The organism is Amycolatopsis sp. cmx-4-54 (assembly GCF_046548895.1).
GTDB lineage: Bacteria > Actinomycetota > Actinomycetes > Mycobacteriales > Pseudonocardiaceae > Amycolatopsis.
Genome location: NZ_JAEBEJ010000003.1, coordinates 193,956 through 210,668, shown reverse-complemented (window position 1 = coordinate 210,668; position 16,713 = coordinate 193,956). Strand labels below are relative to the sequence as shown.

Genomic DNA, 16,713 nt, shown 5'->3' with positions numbered 1-16,713 from the left:
TCTGGATGCGGTCGTTGGTATCGCGAACTACCGCATTCAGAGGACGAAACGCGGGAAGGGGGTCAGGGCGCGGGGGTCCCGGAAGCGGGGGCCGAGGGGGTCGTTGGGGGCGCTTGGGAGGTCGATGGCGTCGTCGACGGCGCGGTCGGCGTCGTCGGGGGCGCCTGCGTAGTGGTGGGCGTCGATGATGGGGTCGGCGTGGTCGACGGCGTCTTCTCGGGCTGGTTGTCCCGCGTCCCCGAAGGGGTCGTCGCCGGCGGGGTGTCGTGTTCGTCCTGCGGTTCCTGGGCCTGACCGCCGCCGATGATCTTCCCTATGGTCGTCCCGGTCCCGCCGCCGAAGGTCTTCCCGGTCGCCCCCTCGAAACCGGTTATCGCGACGAGCGCCACCGCGAACGCCACCACGCTGACCCCGGCGATCACCGCCCAGCGCGGTTTGAACTTCCGCCCGGTCTGCTCTTCGTCCTCCGCCTGGGTGATCCGGACGGTCTCCTGCTCCGCCGGGTCGAGCACCTTGCGGCGGCCGGGGACGGTCAGCACCACTCGCGCCTTCAGTGCCGCGTCCTTCGTCCGCTGGAGCGAACGCAGGTAAAGCTCGCCGCCGAGCGTGGTGATCACACTCGCCAGCCCGGCGCCCGCCACCGTCCCGGCCACGCCGAGGGTGGAACCCAGCAGGGCCGCGGTGATCGCGGCCATCGCGGCCGCCGTCACCTGGACGATCCGGCCCTGCTTTTCCGTCTTTTCGGTGTCCTTCTCGGAAGTCTCCTTGGTCATGATCCCGTTCTGCAGCTAGTCGGTCCTCATCGGTCCTAACGACTAAGGCGCACGGGATGCTCCCTTCGTTGTCCGCACGTGAGCAGCGCCACGCCGTCTGTCCAAAAAGGACTGTCCAGAGTTCACAATTCCTTGACATAATCGGGCGTATGGACCTGGTATCGATCGAAGAAATCCGCGACGCGGCGAGCCGCGTCAAAGGCGTCGCGGTGCGCACCCCGCTGCTGGAACAAGGGTGGGCGCCGTTGTGGCTCAAACCGGAAAGCCTTCAGCCGATCGGCGCTTTCAAGGTTCGCGGCGCGTACAATGCGATCGCCGCGTTGAACGAAGAGCAGCGCGCCCGCGGCGTCGTCGCGTTTTCCAGTGGCAACCACGCGCAAGCGGTCGCGTACTCGGCGAAACGATTCGGGATCCCCGCGGTGATCCTCATTCCGGACGTCGCCCCGCGCGCCAAGGTCGAGGCCACCAAGGCGCTCGGCGCCGAGGTCATCGAGGTCCGGATCGACGCGCAGGAGTCCTCCGCGCTCGCCGTCGCCGAGGAACGCGGGCTCACCATGATCCCGCCGTTCGACCACCGCGACGTCATCGCCGGACAGGGCACCGTCGGCCTGGAGATCGCCGAAGACCTGCCGGACGCCGGCGTCGTGCTCGTACCGCTCAGCGGCGGCGGGCTCGCCTCGGGCGTCGGCACGGCGATCAAGGCGCTACTGCCCGGCGCGAAGGTCATCGGCGTCGAGCCGGAGCTGGCGGGCGACACCGCCGAGGGCCTGCGCGCGGGCAGGCGGATCGAGTGGCCGATGGACCTGCGGGCGCGCACCAGCGCCGACGGCCTGCGCGCCCAGCCGTCGGACCTGACCTTCGCCCACCTCCAGTCGGTGCTCGACGACGTCATCACCGTTTCGGAGAAGGAGATCCGGGAGGCCGTCCGGACGCTGGCGCACCGCGCCCGTCTGGTCGCCGAGCCGAGCGGTGCCACCGCGACCGCCGCGTTCCTTTCCCACCGGGACGCGCTGCCGCCGGGCAAGGTCGTTTCGGTCGTTTCGGGCGGCAACCTGGACCCGGCGACCCTGGCCGAACTCCTCGCCTAGGACGACACATGTGTCCAGACGGACGACACGCGTGATTGGAAGGACGACACGCGTGATCAGGTGGACGACACGGGTGATGTCCGTCTGATCACGCGTGTCCGGCGGGGCGGACGTGCGTCGGGGGCGAGTCGACCCCGCAATGGAGACATTCGCCGGGGTGCGGTGACTCGTCGGCCTCCTCGGCCGAAGAGGTGTCGAGGACGCCGTTGTGGATGCCGAGCGCGATCAGCCCGCCGCCGATCGCGAGCGCAGCGCACACCAGCAACGCCGTCCGCCAGCCCGCGGTCAGCGCCACCGGATCGGTGTAGGCGGCGCCGGACAGCCCGGCGACGGCGGGCAGTACGGCGATCGCGAGCAGGCCACCTGACCGGGCGATGGCGTTGTTGACCCCGGAGGCGACGCCGGCGTACCGGTCCGGCGCGGCGGCCAGCACCGTCGCGGTCACCGGCGCGACGACGGTCGCCAGCCCGGCGCCGAACACGACGACGGCCGGCAGCACCGATCCCAGATACGAAGACCCCGGCCCGACGCGCATCAACAGGAGCATGCCCACGCCGACCAGGATCGGGCCGACGACCAGCTGCGTACGCGGCCCGATCTTCTGCGCGAGCGCGCCGGACCGGCCGGAGAACAGCAGCATGATGACGGTGATCGGCAACCCGGCGAGCCCGGCCGCGGTCGGCGAGTAGCCCAGCGACACCTGCAGCTGCATGACCATCAGCATCATCACGCCGCCAAGCGCCGCGTAGACGACGAAGGTCAGCGCGTTGGCGAGGCTGAACGTCCGGTCGCGGAACAGTTTCGGCGGCACCAGCGGGTCGGCCGAACGGTGCTGGATCACCAGGAACGTCCCCAGCCCCGCGACGCCGAGCACGATGGCGACCAGGACGACGACGTCGCCGAGACCGCGTCCGGGTGCCTCGACCAGCGCGCCGGTCAGCCCGGCCAACCCGATCGCGCCGACGGCGGCCGCGAGGAAGTCTGGATGCCCGGTCGCCTCGTCGTCGCGGGACTCGGGCACGTATCGGCGGGCGAGCAGGACGCAGACCGCGGCGAGCGGCAGGTTGATCAGGAACGCCAGCCGCCACGACCACACCTGCACGAGGACGCCGCCGAGCAGCGGGCCGATCGCCGCCGCGATACCGCCGAGCCCGGACCAGGCACCGATCGCGCGGGCCCGGTCTTCATGGGCGAACGACGCTTGAAGGATCGCCAGCGAGCCGGGCGTGAGCAAAGCTCCCCCGATCCCCTGGAGGATCCGGGTCGCGACGAGCAGCTCGGTGGTCGTCGCGGCGGCGCACAGCCCGGAGGCGACGCCGAACCAGACGACGCCGACGATGAACATGCGACGACGGCCGTAGCGGTCGCCGAGGGATCCGGCGACGAGGATCAGCGCGGCGAGCGCGAGCAGATAGCCGTCGAGGATCCATTGAAGGCCCGCGACGGACGCATCGAGTTCTTCGCCGATCCTCGGGAGCGCGACGTTGATGATCGTCCCGTCGAGCATCGCCATGCCCGAGCCCACGATCGTGGTCGCGAGCACGCCACGCGCCACCGGCGTCCCCCACCGGATCCCCGCCGCCGTGTCAGTCATGGGACGACTGAATCACGACGACGAGGACCGGGCCACCGCGAAATCGGCGAGAATTCCCGAAAGCGGCTCGGAATTACCTGACTCGTCAGGGAAGCAGCGTGGTGACGAATTTGTAACGGTCACCCCGGTAGATCGCGCGCGCGAACTCGACCGGTTTTCCGTCGGTGGCGAAGGAATGCCTCGAAAGGAGCAACATCGGCATTCCGACGTCGGCGCCGAGCATCTCCGCCTCGTGCGGTCCGGCGAGGGCGGTCTCGATCGTTTCCTCGGCCCTTTCGAGTTCGACGCCGTAGTGCTCCCTCAGCACGGCGTACAGCGAACCACCTGCGGAAACGTGTTTGCGCAAACCGCGGAAGCGGCCGAGCGGGAGATGGGTGGTCTCCAGCGCCATCGGCTGCGAATCGGCCAGCCGGAGACGGCGAAGGCGGAGGATCTTCGCGCCGACGCGGATTCCGAGCAGTTTCGCCAGATCGGCTTCGACGGGCAGTTCGTCGATCTCCAGCAGCTTGGACGACGGCTTGAGCCCCTGCTTGTGCATGTCCTCGGTGTAGGACGACAACTGCAGGCGCTGCGCGAGTTTCGGCTCGGCGGCGAAGGTGCCCTTGCCCTGAACGCGGTGGAGCCTGCCCTCGGCGGTGAGGTCGGCGAGCGCCTGCCGGACCGTGGTGCGCGAAACGGTGAATTCCCCCGCCAGTGCCCGTTCCGTCGGAATCGGCGACCCGGGCGGCAACGCGTCGAGCAGATCGAGCAGATGCTGTTTCAGCGCCCAGTACTTGGGTTCGCGCTGCCCGCGCATCCCTGCCGTAGCGCCCGCCTCACTCGCGGTGGTTGTCTCCAACATGACCGACTCCCTAAGCCTTCCCACTCAAACGCGCACCGTCCCCGCTAGGAAACGTACCCTTCACCACAAACGTCCATTCGGGCTAGCATTGGTCTAGACCTACTCGGGGGACGAAGTACGTCCCGGTGGAAGGGAACGAGATGACCGAACAGCGCCCCGGCGAGCACATGGCCGCGGAGATCTCCCAGCAACCCGCCATTCTGGCAGGAATCGTGGAGCGACAGGCCGAAATCGCCGAGGTGGCCGAAGCCATCTCCAAGCGCCCGCCCAGGTTCGCACTGCTCGCCGCCCGCGGCTCCAGCGACCACGCCGCCCTGTATGCGAAGTACCTGATCGAAGTACTCCTCGGTCTCCCCTGCGGTCTCGTCTCACCCTCCACCGCGACTCTGTACGGCGCCCGTCCCGATCTGCGGGACGTTCTCTTCATCACAGTAAGCCAAAGCGGTGGTTCCCCGGATCTCATCGAGGTCACCGAAACCGCGCGTCGCCAGGGAGCGCTGACCGTCTCGGTCACCAACACCCCGGAGTCGCCGCTTCGCGCCGCCGCGGAACTCGGCGTCGACATCGGCGCCGGACTGGAAAAGGCCGTGGCCGCCACCAAGACCTACTCGGCCACCTTGCTTTCGCTTTACCTTCTGATCGACGCGGTCCGCGGCGGCAAGGGCGCGGACGCGGAGAAGCTGGGCGAGCTGGCACAGCAGACCCTCGACGGCTCCGAGGAAGGCGTGCGGCGCGCGGTGGACCGCTACCGCTTCGTCGACCGGGTGCTCACCACGGGCCGCGGTTACTCCTACGCCACCGCGCTGGAAGGTTCCTTGAAGCTGGCCGAAACCAGCTACCTCGCGGCCCGCGCGTACAGCGGCGCGGACCTGTTGCACGGTCCGGTCGCCGCGGTCGACGGCGAGACCGCCGTGCTCGCGGTGACGAGCCAGGGACACGGAGTGGGCGCGATGCAGGAGGTCCTCGAAGCCGTCGGCAAACGCGGCGCGGATGTGCTCGCGGTCGGCTCCGCCTCGGCCGACGTCCCCGCGGCGTTGCGGATCGGTGTCGCGCCGTCCGCCGAAGAGGTCGCCCCGATCCTGGAGATCCTGCCCATCCAGCGGATCGCGCTCGGCCTTTCGCTGGCGCGCGGCGGTGACCCGGACAGCCCGCGCGGGCTGCTCAAGGTGACCAAGACCCGGTGACCCACCGCCGACGTACTCTCCCCCGCGGAGGCGGCGGAGGACACTGTGTCGGTGTGGACGCCGGAGGCACGTCGACGCGAGCGATCGCCGTCGACGCCTCCGGCGCCGTCATCGGCACCGGACGCGCGGGTGGGGCGAATCCCAACTCCCATCCGCCGCACGAGGCCGCGGCGCGGATCGCGAGTGCGATCACCGGCGCGCTCGGCGGGCTGGATCCGGCCGCGACGGCGGCGTGCGTCGTCGGCATGGCGGGCGTCAGCAAGCTGAGCGATCCGTCGATCGCGGAGATCTTCGAAGCCGCTTGGGAGGACGCGGGGATCAGTCCAGTGCGGACGGTCCCCGATCCCGAGGTCGCCTACGCGTCGGCGACTTCCGCGCCGGACGGTTCGGTCCTCGTGGCGGGCACCGGGTCGATCGCCGGCCGGATCCGCGGCAGGCGGATCGTGTCCACCGTCGGCGGCTACGGCTGGTTGCTCGGCGACGAAGGTTCGGCCTACTGGCTCGGCCGTGAAGCCGTTCGCTCCACTTTGGATGTTCTGGGCCGCGGCGGCGAACCCGGTCCGCTCGCGCGTGCCGTGCTCACCGAAGCGCTCGGACCGTCCGCAGTGGACCCGGCGAGCGACCGGACGCCGCTGTGGCGCGCGCTCATCACGAGCGCCAACGCCGAAGCGCCGATCAGGCTCGCCAGATTCGCCCCGTTCGTCAGCGAGGCCTACCGCGAAGGCGATCCGGCCGCGGACGAGATCACCACCCGCGCGGCCGCCCTTCTGGTGACGAACGTCATGACCGCCCGGGATCCCGGGGAGGACACGCCGATCGTCCTGGTGGGCGGCGTGTTGTCGCCGGAGGGACCGGTGGGGGCGAAGGTCCGTGCCCAACTCGCCGGCATCGAGGTCCTGACCAGCACCGACGGTGTACTCGGCGCCGCCTGGCTGGCCGCCGTCGACGCCTATGGAGAAGGGGCGCCGCGGCCGGTCCCACCCTGGAAAAACACCAAAAACGAGCCCTGAAAGACCAAACCATCGACTCCGGGGCCGAACTCCGGGTACCGTAGGACCCGGCCCCCGGACCCTCCCCCCTCGCCGGGGGCCGCCTTATGTCCTTGGCAGCCCGTCGGGCGCGGAATCCGAGGGATCCCCGTTCTCCTCCACCACCCGCAGGCCGGGATGTTCCGGAGGCAGCGTGCGGTACAGCACCCAGCCGCTCACGGCGACCGTCACCGCGACCAGCGGCCAGGACAGGACCGTCCGGGCGATGCCGAGCGCGACCACCTGGCCGCTCCACCACAGCGATCCGTACACGACCACCCGCAGCGTGTACTGGAGGAAGACCCAGACCCAGCTCGCCCGCGAATACGCGCGCAGCAGCGCGGGATCACGGCGCCATCGCGTCTTCTGTCCGATGACGAGCCCCACCACGACACCGAGCAACGGCCACCGGACGACGATGCTGGCCGCCCACAGCAGCGCGCTGGCCACATTGGACAGCAACTGGATGAGGAAGAAGTCTTCGGCGCGGCCGGTGTGCAGGGCGATCAGTGCGGCGGCGATCACCGCGGCGAGGCTCACCACGACCGCGCGGGCCTTGTCGCCGCGCACGACCCGGTACACGCCGAGCAGCACCGCCACCCCGATGGCCACCCCGGCGCCCCAGGCGATCGACTGGCCGGCGATCAGCCAGCCGAGGACGAAGGCCGCGGGCGGGATGCTCGCGTCGATGGCGCCTCGCCGCCCGCCGAGGATCTGGGCGAGCGACTCGCGCGAGGGTCGTGAGGTCACCCTTACAGCCTGCCGGATCTATGAGCCGGAACACCCGGGCGGGGAGATGTTCGCCACACGAGGTGTCCGGTTTGCGTCCACTTGAGGGGAATCTACGCAGCGCAGGAGTGTACATCCCAGTAATGGAGATGCATGGACGTCCGACAAAATAAGAGACTGTGTCAACGGGCTGAACCACGGGTTTCGGCCGGGTGGGATTGCAGGGGCGCTCTCAGCTGTTAGTTGTGGTGTACAAGTACCACCGGGGGCACACGGACGGAAGGGGACCCAACGTGTACGGATTCGACAGCTACGTGGCGATCGGTGACAGCTTCACCGAAGGACTCAACGACGGCTTGCCCGACGGCAGCTTCAGGGGCTGGGCGGACAGGCTGGCGGAGATCCTCGCCGAAGGCAGGCCCGACTTCCAGTACGCGAACCTCGCCCTCCGCGGGAAGATGCTCGACGAGATCCTCGAAGAGCAGCTCCCGATCGCCCTCGCGGTGAAGCCGGATCTGGTCACCCTGTGCGCGGGCGGCAACGACATCATCGTGCCCGGCGCGGACGTGGACGCCGTCGCCGCGCGGCTGGAGGCGGGGGTCGCCAAGCTGCGCGAGGCCGGGATCCCGGTGCTCATCTTCAACGGGCCGGACACCAAGTACCTGTCCGTGATGCACGTCCTGCGGGGGAAGGTCGGCATCTACAACGCGCATCTGTGGGCGATCGCCGACCGGCACGGCGCCAAGATGGTCGACATGTGGGCGATGGCCCCGCTGCACGACCGCCGTGCCTGGAGCGACGACCGGCTGCACTTCACCCCCGAGGCCCACCGGCGGATCGCGTTGCGCGCGGCCGAGGTCCTCGGCGTCCCGGTCGCCGACGACTGGCGTGAGCCGTGGCCGGCGTCCGAGGAGCCGAGTACCTGGATCACTTCGCGCCGCTCGGACCTCGAGTGGACGAAAGCGCACCTGCTGCCGTGGATCCGCCGCCAGCTCAAGGGTGAGTCCATGGGCGACGGCCTGTCCCCGAAGCGTCCCGAACTGGCGCCGCTGCTCCCGCTGGAGCAGATCGAGCCGGCGGCCGTCACCCTGCCCACCGCCGATCTGCGGGAGATCCACCACCACGCGAGCTGACCGCCTCGGACCCGGTCCCCTAGCGCGTGAAGGCAACCGGCGGCCTCGCTGTCACCCAGAAGGGTCATGTACTGACCGCCCGGTACACCGGCGCGACATCAGGGGCCAGTGCGGGAACGCGACCGACGTCGCAGGCCAGACCGGGTACGCGGCACCTCGCGGAGAGCGCACGACGGTGGTCCGAACGTGGGGAAAGCCGGTTCGCCAACCGGTCGGACGCGGCCTACAGTCCCTTCATGCCCGGTACACGCTGGAGCCGCTTGCTGCCTACAGCGCTGCTGGTCACGCTCGCCTTGACGGCGATCGCCGCCTGGTCGGCCTCGGACGACATCGAGGCCGAGCTGACCGCGCGCGCGAAGAACGCGCTCGCCGACGTCGGCGTCTCCGGCGGCCAGGTGAGCTTCTCCGGCCGCGACGCGAACCTCACCGGCTTCCCGCCGAACAAGGCGGCGCAGGCGATGGACGCCATCCAGCGGATCGACGGCGTCCGGACGGTCGAGATCTCCGGTGACACCGCCCCGCCCGCGGGCCCGGTGACGACCAGCGGCGAGCCGCCGAGCCCGCCGCCACCGAGCCCGCCGCCCAGCCCCACGCCGACGTCGGCCAAGCCGGTGGACAAGGCGGGTTTCCAGGCCGAGATCGACCGTCTGCTGGCGGCCACGCCGATCACGTTCGAACCGGACACCACCGAACTGACCGCCGATGGCGAACGCGGCGCGCTGGAGATCGCGAAACTGCTCACGGACGCGCCCCGCGAGCTGAGGTTCCGCATCACCGGGCAGGTCGCGTCCGGTTCGGACCGGAGGCTCTCGCTGAACCGGGCACTGACGGTCGAGCGGCTGCTGGAACGCAACGGGGTCGAACGCGACCAGGCGTACTCCACCCAGCGCAGGAACTCCGACGGCGCGAACGGCGAGGGCCGCCGCGTCGACATCAAGGCAGAACAGAGGTGATGGCCTGATGCTCTGGCTCTTCGGGCAGATCTGGCTCTGGCTGCTCATCTCGTTCGCGCTCGGCTGCGGTGCCACCTGGCTGCTGATGCGCGGCGAACGACGTGAGCGACCGGCCGCGGAACCGGTGGCCCGTCCGGAACTCCCGGCACCGGTCCCGGCCGAGCCGGAGCCCGAACCCGTGCCCGAACTGCTCTCCACCGAACAGACGCAGTTCCTGCCGCCCGCGCGGGTGCAGGACGACGACGAGCCGTACGACCAGGAGACGGAAGGCCACCGCGAGGGCCAGCTGACGCCGGAACCGCTGCGGACCTACCAGCCGGAGCCGACGGCAGCGGCCGCCCGCAACGGCGAGAGCGGCCACGAACCCGAACCCGTCTGGCCGAGCGACGAGGACTGGCCGCCCGCCGAACGGGCATGAACCCACCCCGGCCGAAGGCCCCGCCATCGCGGTGGCAGGGCGTCCCTTTCCGCTCCCGCGACCCGGTTGACCAGCGAAGCCCTGCCGACGTCGATGGCGGTCGTGGGTTCACCAATGAGCACTGACACTCGCCTGGTAAATTCGGCTACGCACTGTGAGCGGGACGCCGGGTACGTTTCTTCGATCGGGAGCTCCGGCACACGAAGGAGGCTCCGATTGGCGCTCCCCTATTGGACGCCGCACAACCTGCTGCCTCCTGGCCGCCATCCCGCCGATCTGGCCGACGTCTACGAGCGGCTGGTCTTCGACGCGCCGCACCAGAACGACCGTGAAATTCTGTTCAGCGCGCTGAACAGTTACCTCGGCGTCGCCCGGCGGATCATGCCGACCGGCCGCGCGTGGATCGGCGGCGATCTGACCGCCAGGACCCCGCACGCGCCGCTCGGGCTCGACGTGGTGCTGATCCCGGACGAATGGGGCGCGCTCAAACGGCTCGACGACACGGGCCGCTCGGCGCTGTACGGGCTGCTGACCTTGCGCGGGGTCATCGTCGGCCAGCCCGCCATGTACCTGGACCAGGTCCAGCCCGTCGGCGGCATGCTCGACGGGTTCCTCTGCCGCCCCGGCGACGAGGAGATCTGGGAAGAAGTGTGGGCATCGGGTGGCAGGGGAATTCCGGAGGTGATCTGGTGAAGAACGAATTCCGGCGTATCGCCGACGAGATCCCCGGCGGCACCTGGCTCGACGACCTCGCCCGCGCGTCGGCGATGGCCGCGTACGCGAAGTTCGAGCGCACATCGCGGTCGCCGCTGCTTCGCGTGTCCGTGCTGGGCGAGTCGCATCTGGACGCGTACACCTTCTCCGACATCAGCCGCGCTTTGCAGGACGCGACGGCGAAGATCGGCCACATCATCCGGAACCCGTCGGGCGAGGTGACCTTCGTCCAGCCGGCGGACCGGGAAAAGGCCCCGCTGATCCAGCGTGGACAGGCGGGCAACGCGATCTTCTTCGGTTTCCCGGAACCGGCGCTCGACGACGCGCTCATCCACGACGGGATCGAGTCGCTGTCCGAACGCGCGGTCAAGGAACTGTGCGACTTCCTGCCGGCCAACGGTTCCGACGACGGCGCGCTGGACGCGGTGCTGCTGCAGCGCGACACCGTCCGCAACGCGGTCAGCGACATCGTCAATGCGGTCAGCAAGCACGCCGGCATCGGTATGGCGCTGACCCCGACCGCGGGCGACGAGCTGACCCGCAGCATGACCACCGAGCAGGCGAGGGTCCTGTCCGGAAGCCTGCGCGAGTCACGTGAGGCCGTCGGTTACGAGACGGTCAGCGGCAGGCTGGACGGCGTCCGCACGCGGCGCCGGATCTTCTATCTCGAACGCGAATCGGGCGGCACGATCCAGGGCGCGGTCGCGCCGGATCTGCTCGACGAAATCAAGGAGAACCTGGACCGGCCGGTGACCGCGCGGCTGCGCGTCGTGCGCACCACGACCATCGACGGCCGCCGCGGCCGCCCGGTGCACGAACTGCTGGAGATCACGCCGGAAGTCAGCCTGTTCGATCAGTGATCGGGTTTCCGACATTTCGGCGTCGCCACAATTCTCGTCAGAAAATATCGGTGACCGCTAGATCATCGTTGAATGATGACTTTTTCCGGCAGGTAACAATTTCGGCCATTGCCCCGAACGATGGGTTAACGTCTTCGGACGGAAGCCTCCGAAAGGGCATGTATGCCGACCGATCCACCACTACCGCACCCGCCTGCCACCCGCTACGGCCCTGGGTTCGCCGCGCATGGAACACGGCACCGCAAACCCAAGAACGGCCTGGTCATCGCAGGTTTCCTGGTCGGCTTGGCGGCGCTCGGGGTCGCTTTCGTCCCGGTCGCCGGGATAGCCGCGTGGCCGCTCGCCGTGATCGGGCTGATTCTTTCCGTGATCGGTTTGACCAAAATCAAGAAGGGCGAGGCCGACAAGAAGGGAATGGGGATCGCGGGACTCGCGCTTTCGATCTCCGGACTGCTGGCCGCGGGCGGGTTACTGGTCTACACCAGTTTCTTCGCCACCGGCGAGTCGGGGCTGCACGTCCCGGCGGTCGCCGGGGACAAGAACACCGTCGAGTTCGTCGTCAGCGCTTCCGGCGGCGCGACCGTCCGGTACGGCTCGCTCAACGACCAGCGGACCGAGACGACCCCGGCCAGCACCGACGAATGGCGCGGCACGGCGTCCTTCAACTCGGGCGACTACCTGCTCACCGTCACCGCGGACACCCGGAACTCGTCGGTCAGCAACCAGATCGCCTGCACGATCCTGGTCAACGGCAAGAAGGTGGCGGAGAACAAGGGCCAGACCATCGCCCTGTGCACCGCCGGCACCGGCTGACCCCTGCGTTTCGTCCTCTGAATGCGGTAGTCGCACGCGCAAGGACCGCATTCAGAGGACGAAACGCAGGAAGTGCCGCCTGGCGGCCGGCCGGTATCGCCCCCACCTCCACCGGCCGGACCGCCACGAGCCGCTCCTGGCGGCTCTTCAGACGGGACCCGGAACGGGCCCGCCCGAGCGCCGATCACTACCGCTTGCCCCTCCCCTAGGGCTCGATCGACACTGAACCGGACCCTACGCGCGTGCGCGGCGAGGCCACTAAGAATCCGCTAAGGATCACTCACGGACTTTCGTCGAGGTCCGTGAGTTCCGTACGGACCAACGCGGCGAGCTTGGGATTGGCGTCCGCGAGGATCTTCAGCGCGAGCGCGAATTGTTCGCGGGCACCGTCCACATCCGACCCGGCCCGCAGCACTCTGCCCAGCGTCAGCCGCAGGACGCCCTCCTGGAGGACGAACCGTCTGCTGATCGTCAGGTCCACGGCTTCCCACACGTACCGCTCGGCCGCGGCGAGTTCGCCGATCCGCATGCTCAATTCGGCCAGATTGTTCAGCGAGACGACGACGTAGCTTTCGTCGCCGAGGGTCCGGTCGATCTCCAGCGAGGCGACCTGGTGCCCGATCGCCTCGATGAACCGGCCGGCCCGTTTTTCGGCCTCGGCGCAGTTGTTGAGCGCCTGCCCGCGCAGTTCGAGATCGCCGGTCCGCTCGGTCTCCTCGACCGCCTGCCGCAGTGTCCTGATCGCCTCGTCGTGCCGTCCCAGCAGGGTCAGCGCGGAGCCGAGGTGGATGTTCGCGGAGATCGTCAGCCGGTCGTCGCCGATCGCGGCCGCGAGTTCCAGCGCGCGTTCGGCGTCGGCGAGACAGCCCTGCGGCAGCTCGAAGGTGAGCGCGATGGCGCAGCGGGAGATCAGCATCCAGCACCGGCCGAGGACGTCGCCGGATCGCTCGGCGGCCTCCAGCCCGATCGCGACCAGCCGCGTCCACTCGTCCAGCAGCGGGTACACCGCGCGATAGGTGTGCGCGACCCTGGCCAGCCGCCAGACGTCGTCGTGGCGTCCGGCCGCGCGGGCCGCTTCGAGGACCTCGATCAGGTTCTCCCATTCCGCGGTGAACCAGTCCTGCGCCTCGTCGAAGGAACCCATCGGCGGCGTCTGCGCGTCGGTCAGCGCACCGGTGAAGTCGAGCGGGTCGACGATCCGCAGCATCTTGCGCCGGGCCCGGTCGGCGACGGCCTGGTAGAACCGCACCGAGCGCGACAGGACGTCTTCCCGGTCGGCTTCGTCGAGTTCGTTCTCCGCCAGTTCACGGAGGAACAGGCGGACGAGATCGTGCGGGACGAAGGAATCGCGGCCGGTTTCGGCGAGCAGGTTGTGCGCGGCGAGCACCCGCAGATGCCGCCGTGCCTCGGCGACGGTGATCCCGCCGATCGCCGCCGTCAGATGCGAACCGGCCGAAACGCACTGGACCACGCCGAGCCGCAGGAACGTGTCCGCGACCTCGGGCGGCAGCCCCCGGAAGGAGACGTCGAACGCCGCGCGGACGCCGTCGTCCGGGCCCTCGACGTCGAGGGCGGCCAGCCTGGTCCGTTCGTTGCCGAGTTCGTCGACCAGATCCTGCGCGGACCACTGCGCGCTGGCGGCGAGCCGGGCGCCCGCGATCCGCAGCGCCAGCGGGAGATAACCGCAGAGCCGGGCGAGCGCGTGGTTGAGGTCGAAGCCGGCGGGCCCGGCCAGTTCCTCGATCAGCCGGACGGCGTCGCCGGGCGCGAGGGTGCCCAGCACCCGCAGTTTGGCCGCGTTGGACACGGCGAGCCCGTCGAGCCGGGAGCGGCTGGTCACCAGCGTCATCGACCGCGAACCGGGCGGCAGCAACGGCCGGACCTGGTCGGCGGAGCGGGCGTTGTCGAGGATGACCAGCATCCGGCGTCCGGCGATCATCGAGCGGTAGAGGGCGACGCGTTCGTGGACCTGTTCCGGCACGCCCTCGGCCGGGACGCCGAGCCCGAGCAGGAACTGGGTGAGCAGGTCGGCGGGCTCCAGCGGCGGATGATGCGGGTCGAAACCCCGCAGCGACGCGAAAAGGATGCCGTCGGGGAAGCGGCGGCCCGCGCGATGCGCCCACCACACCACCAGGCTGCTCTTGCCGATCCCGGCCGTTCCGGTGACCACGCCGACCGCGGTCTCACCCGCTTCGGCCCGCTCGGCGAGCTCGTCGAGCCAGGCCAGATCGGCCTCGCGGCCGGCGAGGTTCGGCACCGCGGGCGGCAGCTGCTGGACGGGCGCCGCCTCGGCCTTCGGTTCCGCGGCGACCTTGACCGGCAGGTCGTCGTTGAGGACGCGTTCGTGCAGCCAGCGCAGGTCCGCGCCGGGTTCGACGCCGAGGGTGCGCAGCGTCGCCCTGGACACCGTGCGGTAGAGCTCGAGCGCGTCGCCGCGGCGGCCGGCGTGGTAGAGCGCGCGCATCAGCTGACCGGCCGTGCGTTCGGCGAGCGGATTCGCCCGGACGAGCGGGCTGAGTTCGACGATCAGTTCCGCGTGCCTGCCGAGCTCGAGATCCGCGTCGACCCTGGCGCCGTGGACGGCGAGCCGCAGATCCTCCAGTTCGGGAGCGCGGACCGACCCCGGCACACCGGCGAGCGCGGGCCCCTGCCAGAGCGCGAGGGCCTCGGTGAGCAGCTCGGCCGCCTTCTCCGACTCTTCCGCCGAAGCCCGCTCCAGCAGGGATCGGGCGCGGTGGACGTCGATCCGCTCGGGCTCGACGGTGAGCTGGTAGCCGGGCGGCGCGGTGAGGATCCGGGCGCCGCGCGGATGATCGCCCTGGATGCCCCGGAGCACGCGCCGCAGATGCGAGACGTTGCCGTGGACGATCGTGCGGGCCGTGGCGGGCGGGTCGTGCCCCCAGAGCGCGTCGATGATCTCGTCGAGCGCGACGACCTTGTTGACCTTCAGCGCCAGCAACGCGAGCAGGCCGCGGACACCGGGACCGCCGACGGGGACCGGCCGATCGCCGTCGAGGAGGCGCACGGGACCGAGGAGTTGGAAGCGGGCGGGGGAACCGCTTTCGCCCATGACAAGCCCCCCTCCTCCGATCTCTCCCCTTACCGGAGTAGCCAACCTACCGCGCGGAGACGCCGCCAACCAGGACGCGCGAGGTCGTGAAGGCCTCCTTCTCTACTTTCAGGCTAGGAAAGGAGGCCTTCACGACCTCGGCGATACGGACAAAGGGTGCCAAGCGGACTCTCTGTCCACTATGGACTTACGTTCCGGCGACACCCAGCGTCAGGGGCGCTGTGACCGCTGGCGCCAGTGGGGCACGTGTGGCGCCTCGCAAGTTCGTGAAGGCCTCCTTGAGGGACTCTGGGTCCCTCAAGGAGGCCTTCACGGACCGAGCCTGGGCCACGAGACGAGAAAGAAAAAGGCTCCGTGCCATCAGTCCCGATCTGATGGCACGGAGCCGGGAGATATCCGATTTGGGCCGCCTGGGGGCGCGACCCACACCGGACATCGGGGTCGGCGTCCGTCCGGGTGGGCTCACCCCGAGCGAAGAACCCGTTCGGTCGTCGACAACACACAACGCGTGCGAGCCCACTGGCCCGTTCACGTGGCGACAACGTAACAGGGCGCACACCGACGGCTACAGGCGCCCCATCATGGCCGTCGCGACCTGCGGTTTCCTCAGCGCGACAACGGGGTCGAGTCGCGGCCGGCGATGAACGCCGGACGCGGTTCGATCGCGGCGAACGGCTCCTGGAGCGCGTTCTCGACGCTGTTGAACACGACGAAGATGTTCGACCTCGGGTACGGCGTGATGTTGTTCGACGAACCGTGCATCACATTCGAATCGAACCAGAGCGCGGAACCGGCCTGTCCGGTGAATTGGTCGATTCCGTATTCGGCGGCGAGCGCGGTGATGTCTTCCTCGCCCGGGACGCCGACCCGCTGCTCTTTCAGCGAACTCTTGTAGTTGTTCTCCGGGGTTTCCCCGGCGCATTGGACGAAGGTCCGCTGCGAACCCGGCATCACCATCAGTCCGCCGTTGAACGGGTAGTTGTCGGTGAGCGCGATGGAGCAGCTGACCGCGCGGGGCAACGGCATGCCGTCCTCGGCGTGCCAGGTCTCGAAGTCCGAATGCCAGTAGAACCCGGTGCCCTTGAAGCCTGGCATGTAGTTCACGCGGCTCTGGTGGATGTAGACCTCGGAGCCGAGGATCTGCCGGGCCCGGTCGAGCACGCGCGGGTCGCGGACGAGTTCCGCGATCAGCTCGCTGGTCTCGTGGACGTCGAAGATGGAGCGGACCTCACCGGTCTTGGCCTCGGTGATCACGCGCTCGTCGTCGCGGTGGTCCCCCGACGACATCCTGACGAGTTCCTGCCAGTAGGTCTGGACCTCGCCCGGCGACAACAGCTGGTCGACGACGGTGTAACCACGCGTTTCGTGGTTCGCGAGCGTGGCCGCGTCCAGGGGACCGTCGGCCTCGGAGCCCCAGACGGTGGGGTGCGTCCTGGGCAGGTGTTCGGGCTTACCCGTGATGCGGGTCGGGTAACTGTCGTCGACTCGGGTGTCGGTCAGCGTCAATGCAGTCGC

At 69.5% G+C, this 16,713-nt stretch carries 15 protein-coding genes; 9 read left to right on the top strand and 6 right to left on the bottom strand.

From position 1 onward, the window contains the following. Positions 1-62: 62 nt before the first annotated feature. Positions 63-773 (bottom strand): hypothetical protein, encoded by a 711-nt coding sequence (locus tag ACLJQ7_RS11185; RefSeq protein WP_410648109.1) that lies wholly within the window; start codon positions 771-773, stop codon positions 63-65. 149 nt (positions 774-922) lie between these two features. Here ACLJQ7_RS11185 and ACLJQ7_RS11180 point away from each other — a divergent pair, with 149 nt between their 5' ends. Beyond that, positions 923-1,861 (top strand): threonine/serine dehydratase, encoded by a 939-nt coding sequence (locus ACLJQ7_RS11180; protein ID WP_410648108.1) that lies wholly within the window; start codon positions 923-925, stop codon positions 1,859-1,861. 88 nt (positions 1,862-1,949) lie between these two features. On the opposite strand, the gene ACLJQ7_RS11175 is transcribed toward ACLJQ7_RS11180, so the two are convergent. Together ACLJQ7_RS11175 and ACLJQ7_RS11170 are read right to left on the bottom strand one after the other, a co-directional pair. Further along, positions 1,950-3,455: an MFS transporter gene (locus tag ACLJQ7_RS11175; RefSeq protein ID WP_410648107.1), complete on the bottom strand. Its 1,506-nt coding sequence runs from the start codon at positions 3,453-3,455 to the stop codon at positions 1,950-1,952. Positions 3,456-3,540: 85 nt separating this feature from the next. Continuing rightward, positions 3,541-4,296 carry a GntR family transcriptional regulator gene (locus ACLJQ7_RS11170; RefSeq protein ID WP_410648106.1) on the bottom strand — a complete coding sequence of 252 codons (756 nt, stop codon included), beginning with the start codon at positions 4,294-4,296 and terminating at the stop codon, positions 3,541-3,543. A gap of 140 nt (positions 4,297-4,436) precedes the next feature. Here ACLJQ7_RS11170 and ACLJQ7_RS11165 point away from each other — a divergent pair, with 140 nt between their 5' ends. Together ACLJQ7_RS11165 and ACLJQ7_RS11160 are read left to right on the top strand one after the other, a co-directional pair. Further along, positions 4,437-5,480, top strand: a complete 1,044-nt coding sequence (locus ACLJQ7_RS11165) for an SIS domain-containing protein (RefSeq protein ID WP_219147819.1) — start codon at positions 4,437-4,439, stop codon at positions 5,478-5,480. A gap of 53 nt (positions 5,481-5,533) precedes the next feature. Further along, on the top strand, positions 5,534-6,490 hold the full coding sequence (locus ACLJQ7_RS11160; RefSeq protein WP_410648105.1) for an N-acetylglucosamine kinase: 957 nt from the start codon (positions 5,534-5,536) through the stop codon (positions 6,488-6,490). 84 nt (positions 6,491-6,574) lie between these two features. On the opposite strand, the gene ACLJQ7_RS11155 is transcribed toward ACLJQ7_RS11160, so the two are convergent. Then, positions 6,575-7,258, bottom strand: coding sequence for a DUF3159 domain-containing protein (locus ACLJQ7_RS11155; protein ID WP_410648104.1), 684 nt, complete (start codon positions 7,256-7,258; stop codon positions 6,575-6,577). A gap of 272 nt (positions 7,259-7,530) precedes the next feature. Here ACLJQ7_RS11155 and ACLJQ7_RS11150 point away from each other — a divergent pair, with 272 nt between their 5' ends. The 6 genes from ACLJQ7_RS11150 (at position 7,531) to ACLJQ7_RS11125 (ending at position 12,128) form a co-directional block, all read left to right on the top strand. Then, positions 7,531-8,370: an SGNH/GDSL hydrolase family protein gene (locus ACLJQ7_RS11150; RefSeq protein WP_410648103.1), complete on the top strand. Its 840-nt coding sequence runs from the start codon at positions 7,531-7,533 to the stop codon at positions 8,368-8,370. A 236-nt stretch (positions 8,371-8,606) separates the two neighbouring features. After that, a complete protein-coding gene (locus tag ACLJQ7_RS11145) occupies positions 8,607-9,323 on the top strand; it encodes a cell envelope biogenesis protein OmpA (protein WP_410648102.1) in 717 nt (238 codons plus the stop codon). 7 nt (positions 9,324-9,330) lie between these two features. Further along, a complete protein-coding gene (locus ACLJQ7_RS11140; protein ID WP_410648101.1) occupies positions 9,331-9,741 on the top strand; it encodes a hypothetical protein in 411 nt (136 codons plus the stop codon). A 216-nt stretch (positions 9,742-9,957) separates the two neighbouring features. Beyond that, positions 9,958-10,434 (top strand): DUF6932 family protein, encoded by a 477-nt coding sequence (locus ACLJQ7_RS11135; RefSeq protein WP_101610959.1) that lies wholly within the window; start codon positions 9,958-9,960, stop codon positions 10,432-10,434. Then, positions 10,431-11,315 carry a hypothetical protein gene (locus ACLJQ7_RS11130; protein WP_410648100.1) on the top strand — a complete coding sequence of 295 codons (885 nt, stop codon included), beginning with the start codon at positions 10,431-10,433 and terminating at the stop codon, positions 11,313-11,315. The genes ACLJQ7_RS11135 and ACLJQ7_RS11130 overlap by 4 nt, the downstream gene beginning before the upstream one ends. A gap of 162 nt (positions 11,316-11,477) precedes the next feature. Continuing rightward, positions 11,478-12,128: a DUF4190 domain-containing protein gene (locus tag ACLJQ7_RS11125; RefSeq protein WP_410648099.1), complete on the top strand. Its 651-nt coding sequence runs from the start codon at positions 11,478-11,480 to the stop codon at positions 12,126-12,128. A gap of 280 nt (positions 12,129-12,408) precedes the next feature. Here ACLJQ7_RS11125 and ACLJQ7_RS11120 read toward each other — a convergent pair whose 3' ends face one another. Together ACLJQ7_RS11120 and thpD are read right to left on the bottom strand one after the other, a co-directional pair. Continuing rightward, complete coding sequence (locus ACLJQ7_RS11120; protein ID WP_410648098.1) at positions 12,409-15,198, bottom strand: BTAD domain-containing putative transcriptional regulator; 2,790 nt, start codon at positions 15,196-15,198, stop codon at positions 12,409-12,411. 606 nt (positions 15,199-15,804) lie between these two features. Continuing rightward, on the bottom strand, positions 15,805-16,704 hold the full coding sequence (gene thpD, locus ACLJQ7_RS11115) for an ectoine hydroxylase (RefSeq protein WP_410648097.1): 900 nt from the start codon (positions 16,702-16,704) through the stop codon (positions 15,805-15,807). Positions 16,705-16,713: the final 9 nt, after the last annotated feature.

Bases quoted from the DNA above. Each gene is read 5' to 3' on its own strand.
- ACLJQ7_RS11185 (WP_410648109.1), bottom strand. From the start codon at position 773: ATGACCAAGGAGACTTCCGAGAAGGACACCGAAAAGACGGAAAAGCAG.
- ACLJQ7_RS11180 (WP_410648108.1), top strand. From the start codon at position 923: ATGGACCTGGTATCGATCGAAGAAATCCGCGACGCGGCGAGCCGCGTC.
- ACLJQ7_RS11175 (WP_410648107.1), bottom strand. From the start codon at position 3,455: ATGACTGACACGGCGGCGGGGATCCGGTGGGGGACGCCGGTGGCGCGT.
- ACLJQ7_RS11170 (WP_410648106.1), bottom strand. From the start codon at position 4,296: ATGTTGGAGACAACCACCGCGAGTGAGGCGGGCGCTACGGCAGGGATG.
- ACLJQ7_RS11165 (WP_219147819.1), top strand. From the start codon at position 4,437: ATGACCGAACAGCGCCCCGGCGAGCACATGGCCGCGGAGATCTCCCAG.
- ACLJQ7_RS11145 (WP_410648102.1), top strand. From the start codon at position 8,607: ATGCCCGGTACACGCTGGAGCCGCTTGCTGCCTACAGCGCTGCTGGTC.
- ACLJQ7_RS11140 (WP_410648101.1), top strand. From the start codon at position 9,331: ATGCTCTGGCTCTTCGGGCAGATCTGGCTCTGGCTGCTCATCTCGTTC.
- ACLJQ7_RS11125 (WP_410648099.1), top strand. From the start codon at position 11,478: ATGCCGACCGATCCACCACTACCGCACCCGCCTGCCACCCGCTACGGC.
- ACLJQ7_RS11120 (WP_410648098.1), bottom strand. From the start codon at position 15,198: ATGGGCGAAAGCGGTTCCCCCGCCCGCTTCCAACTCCTCGGTCCCGTG.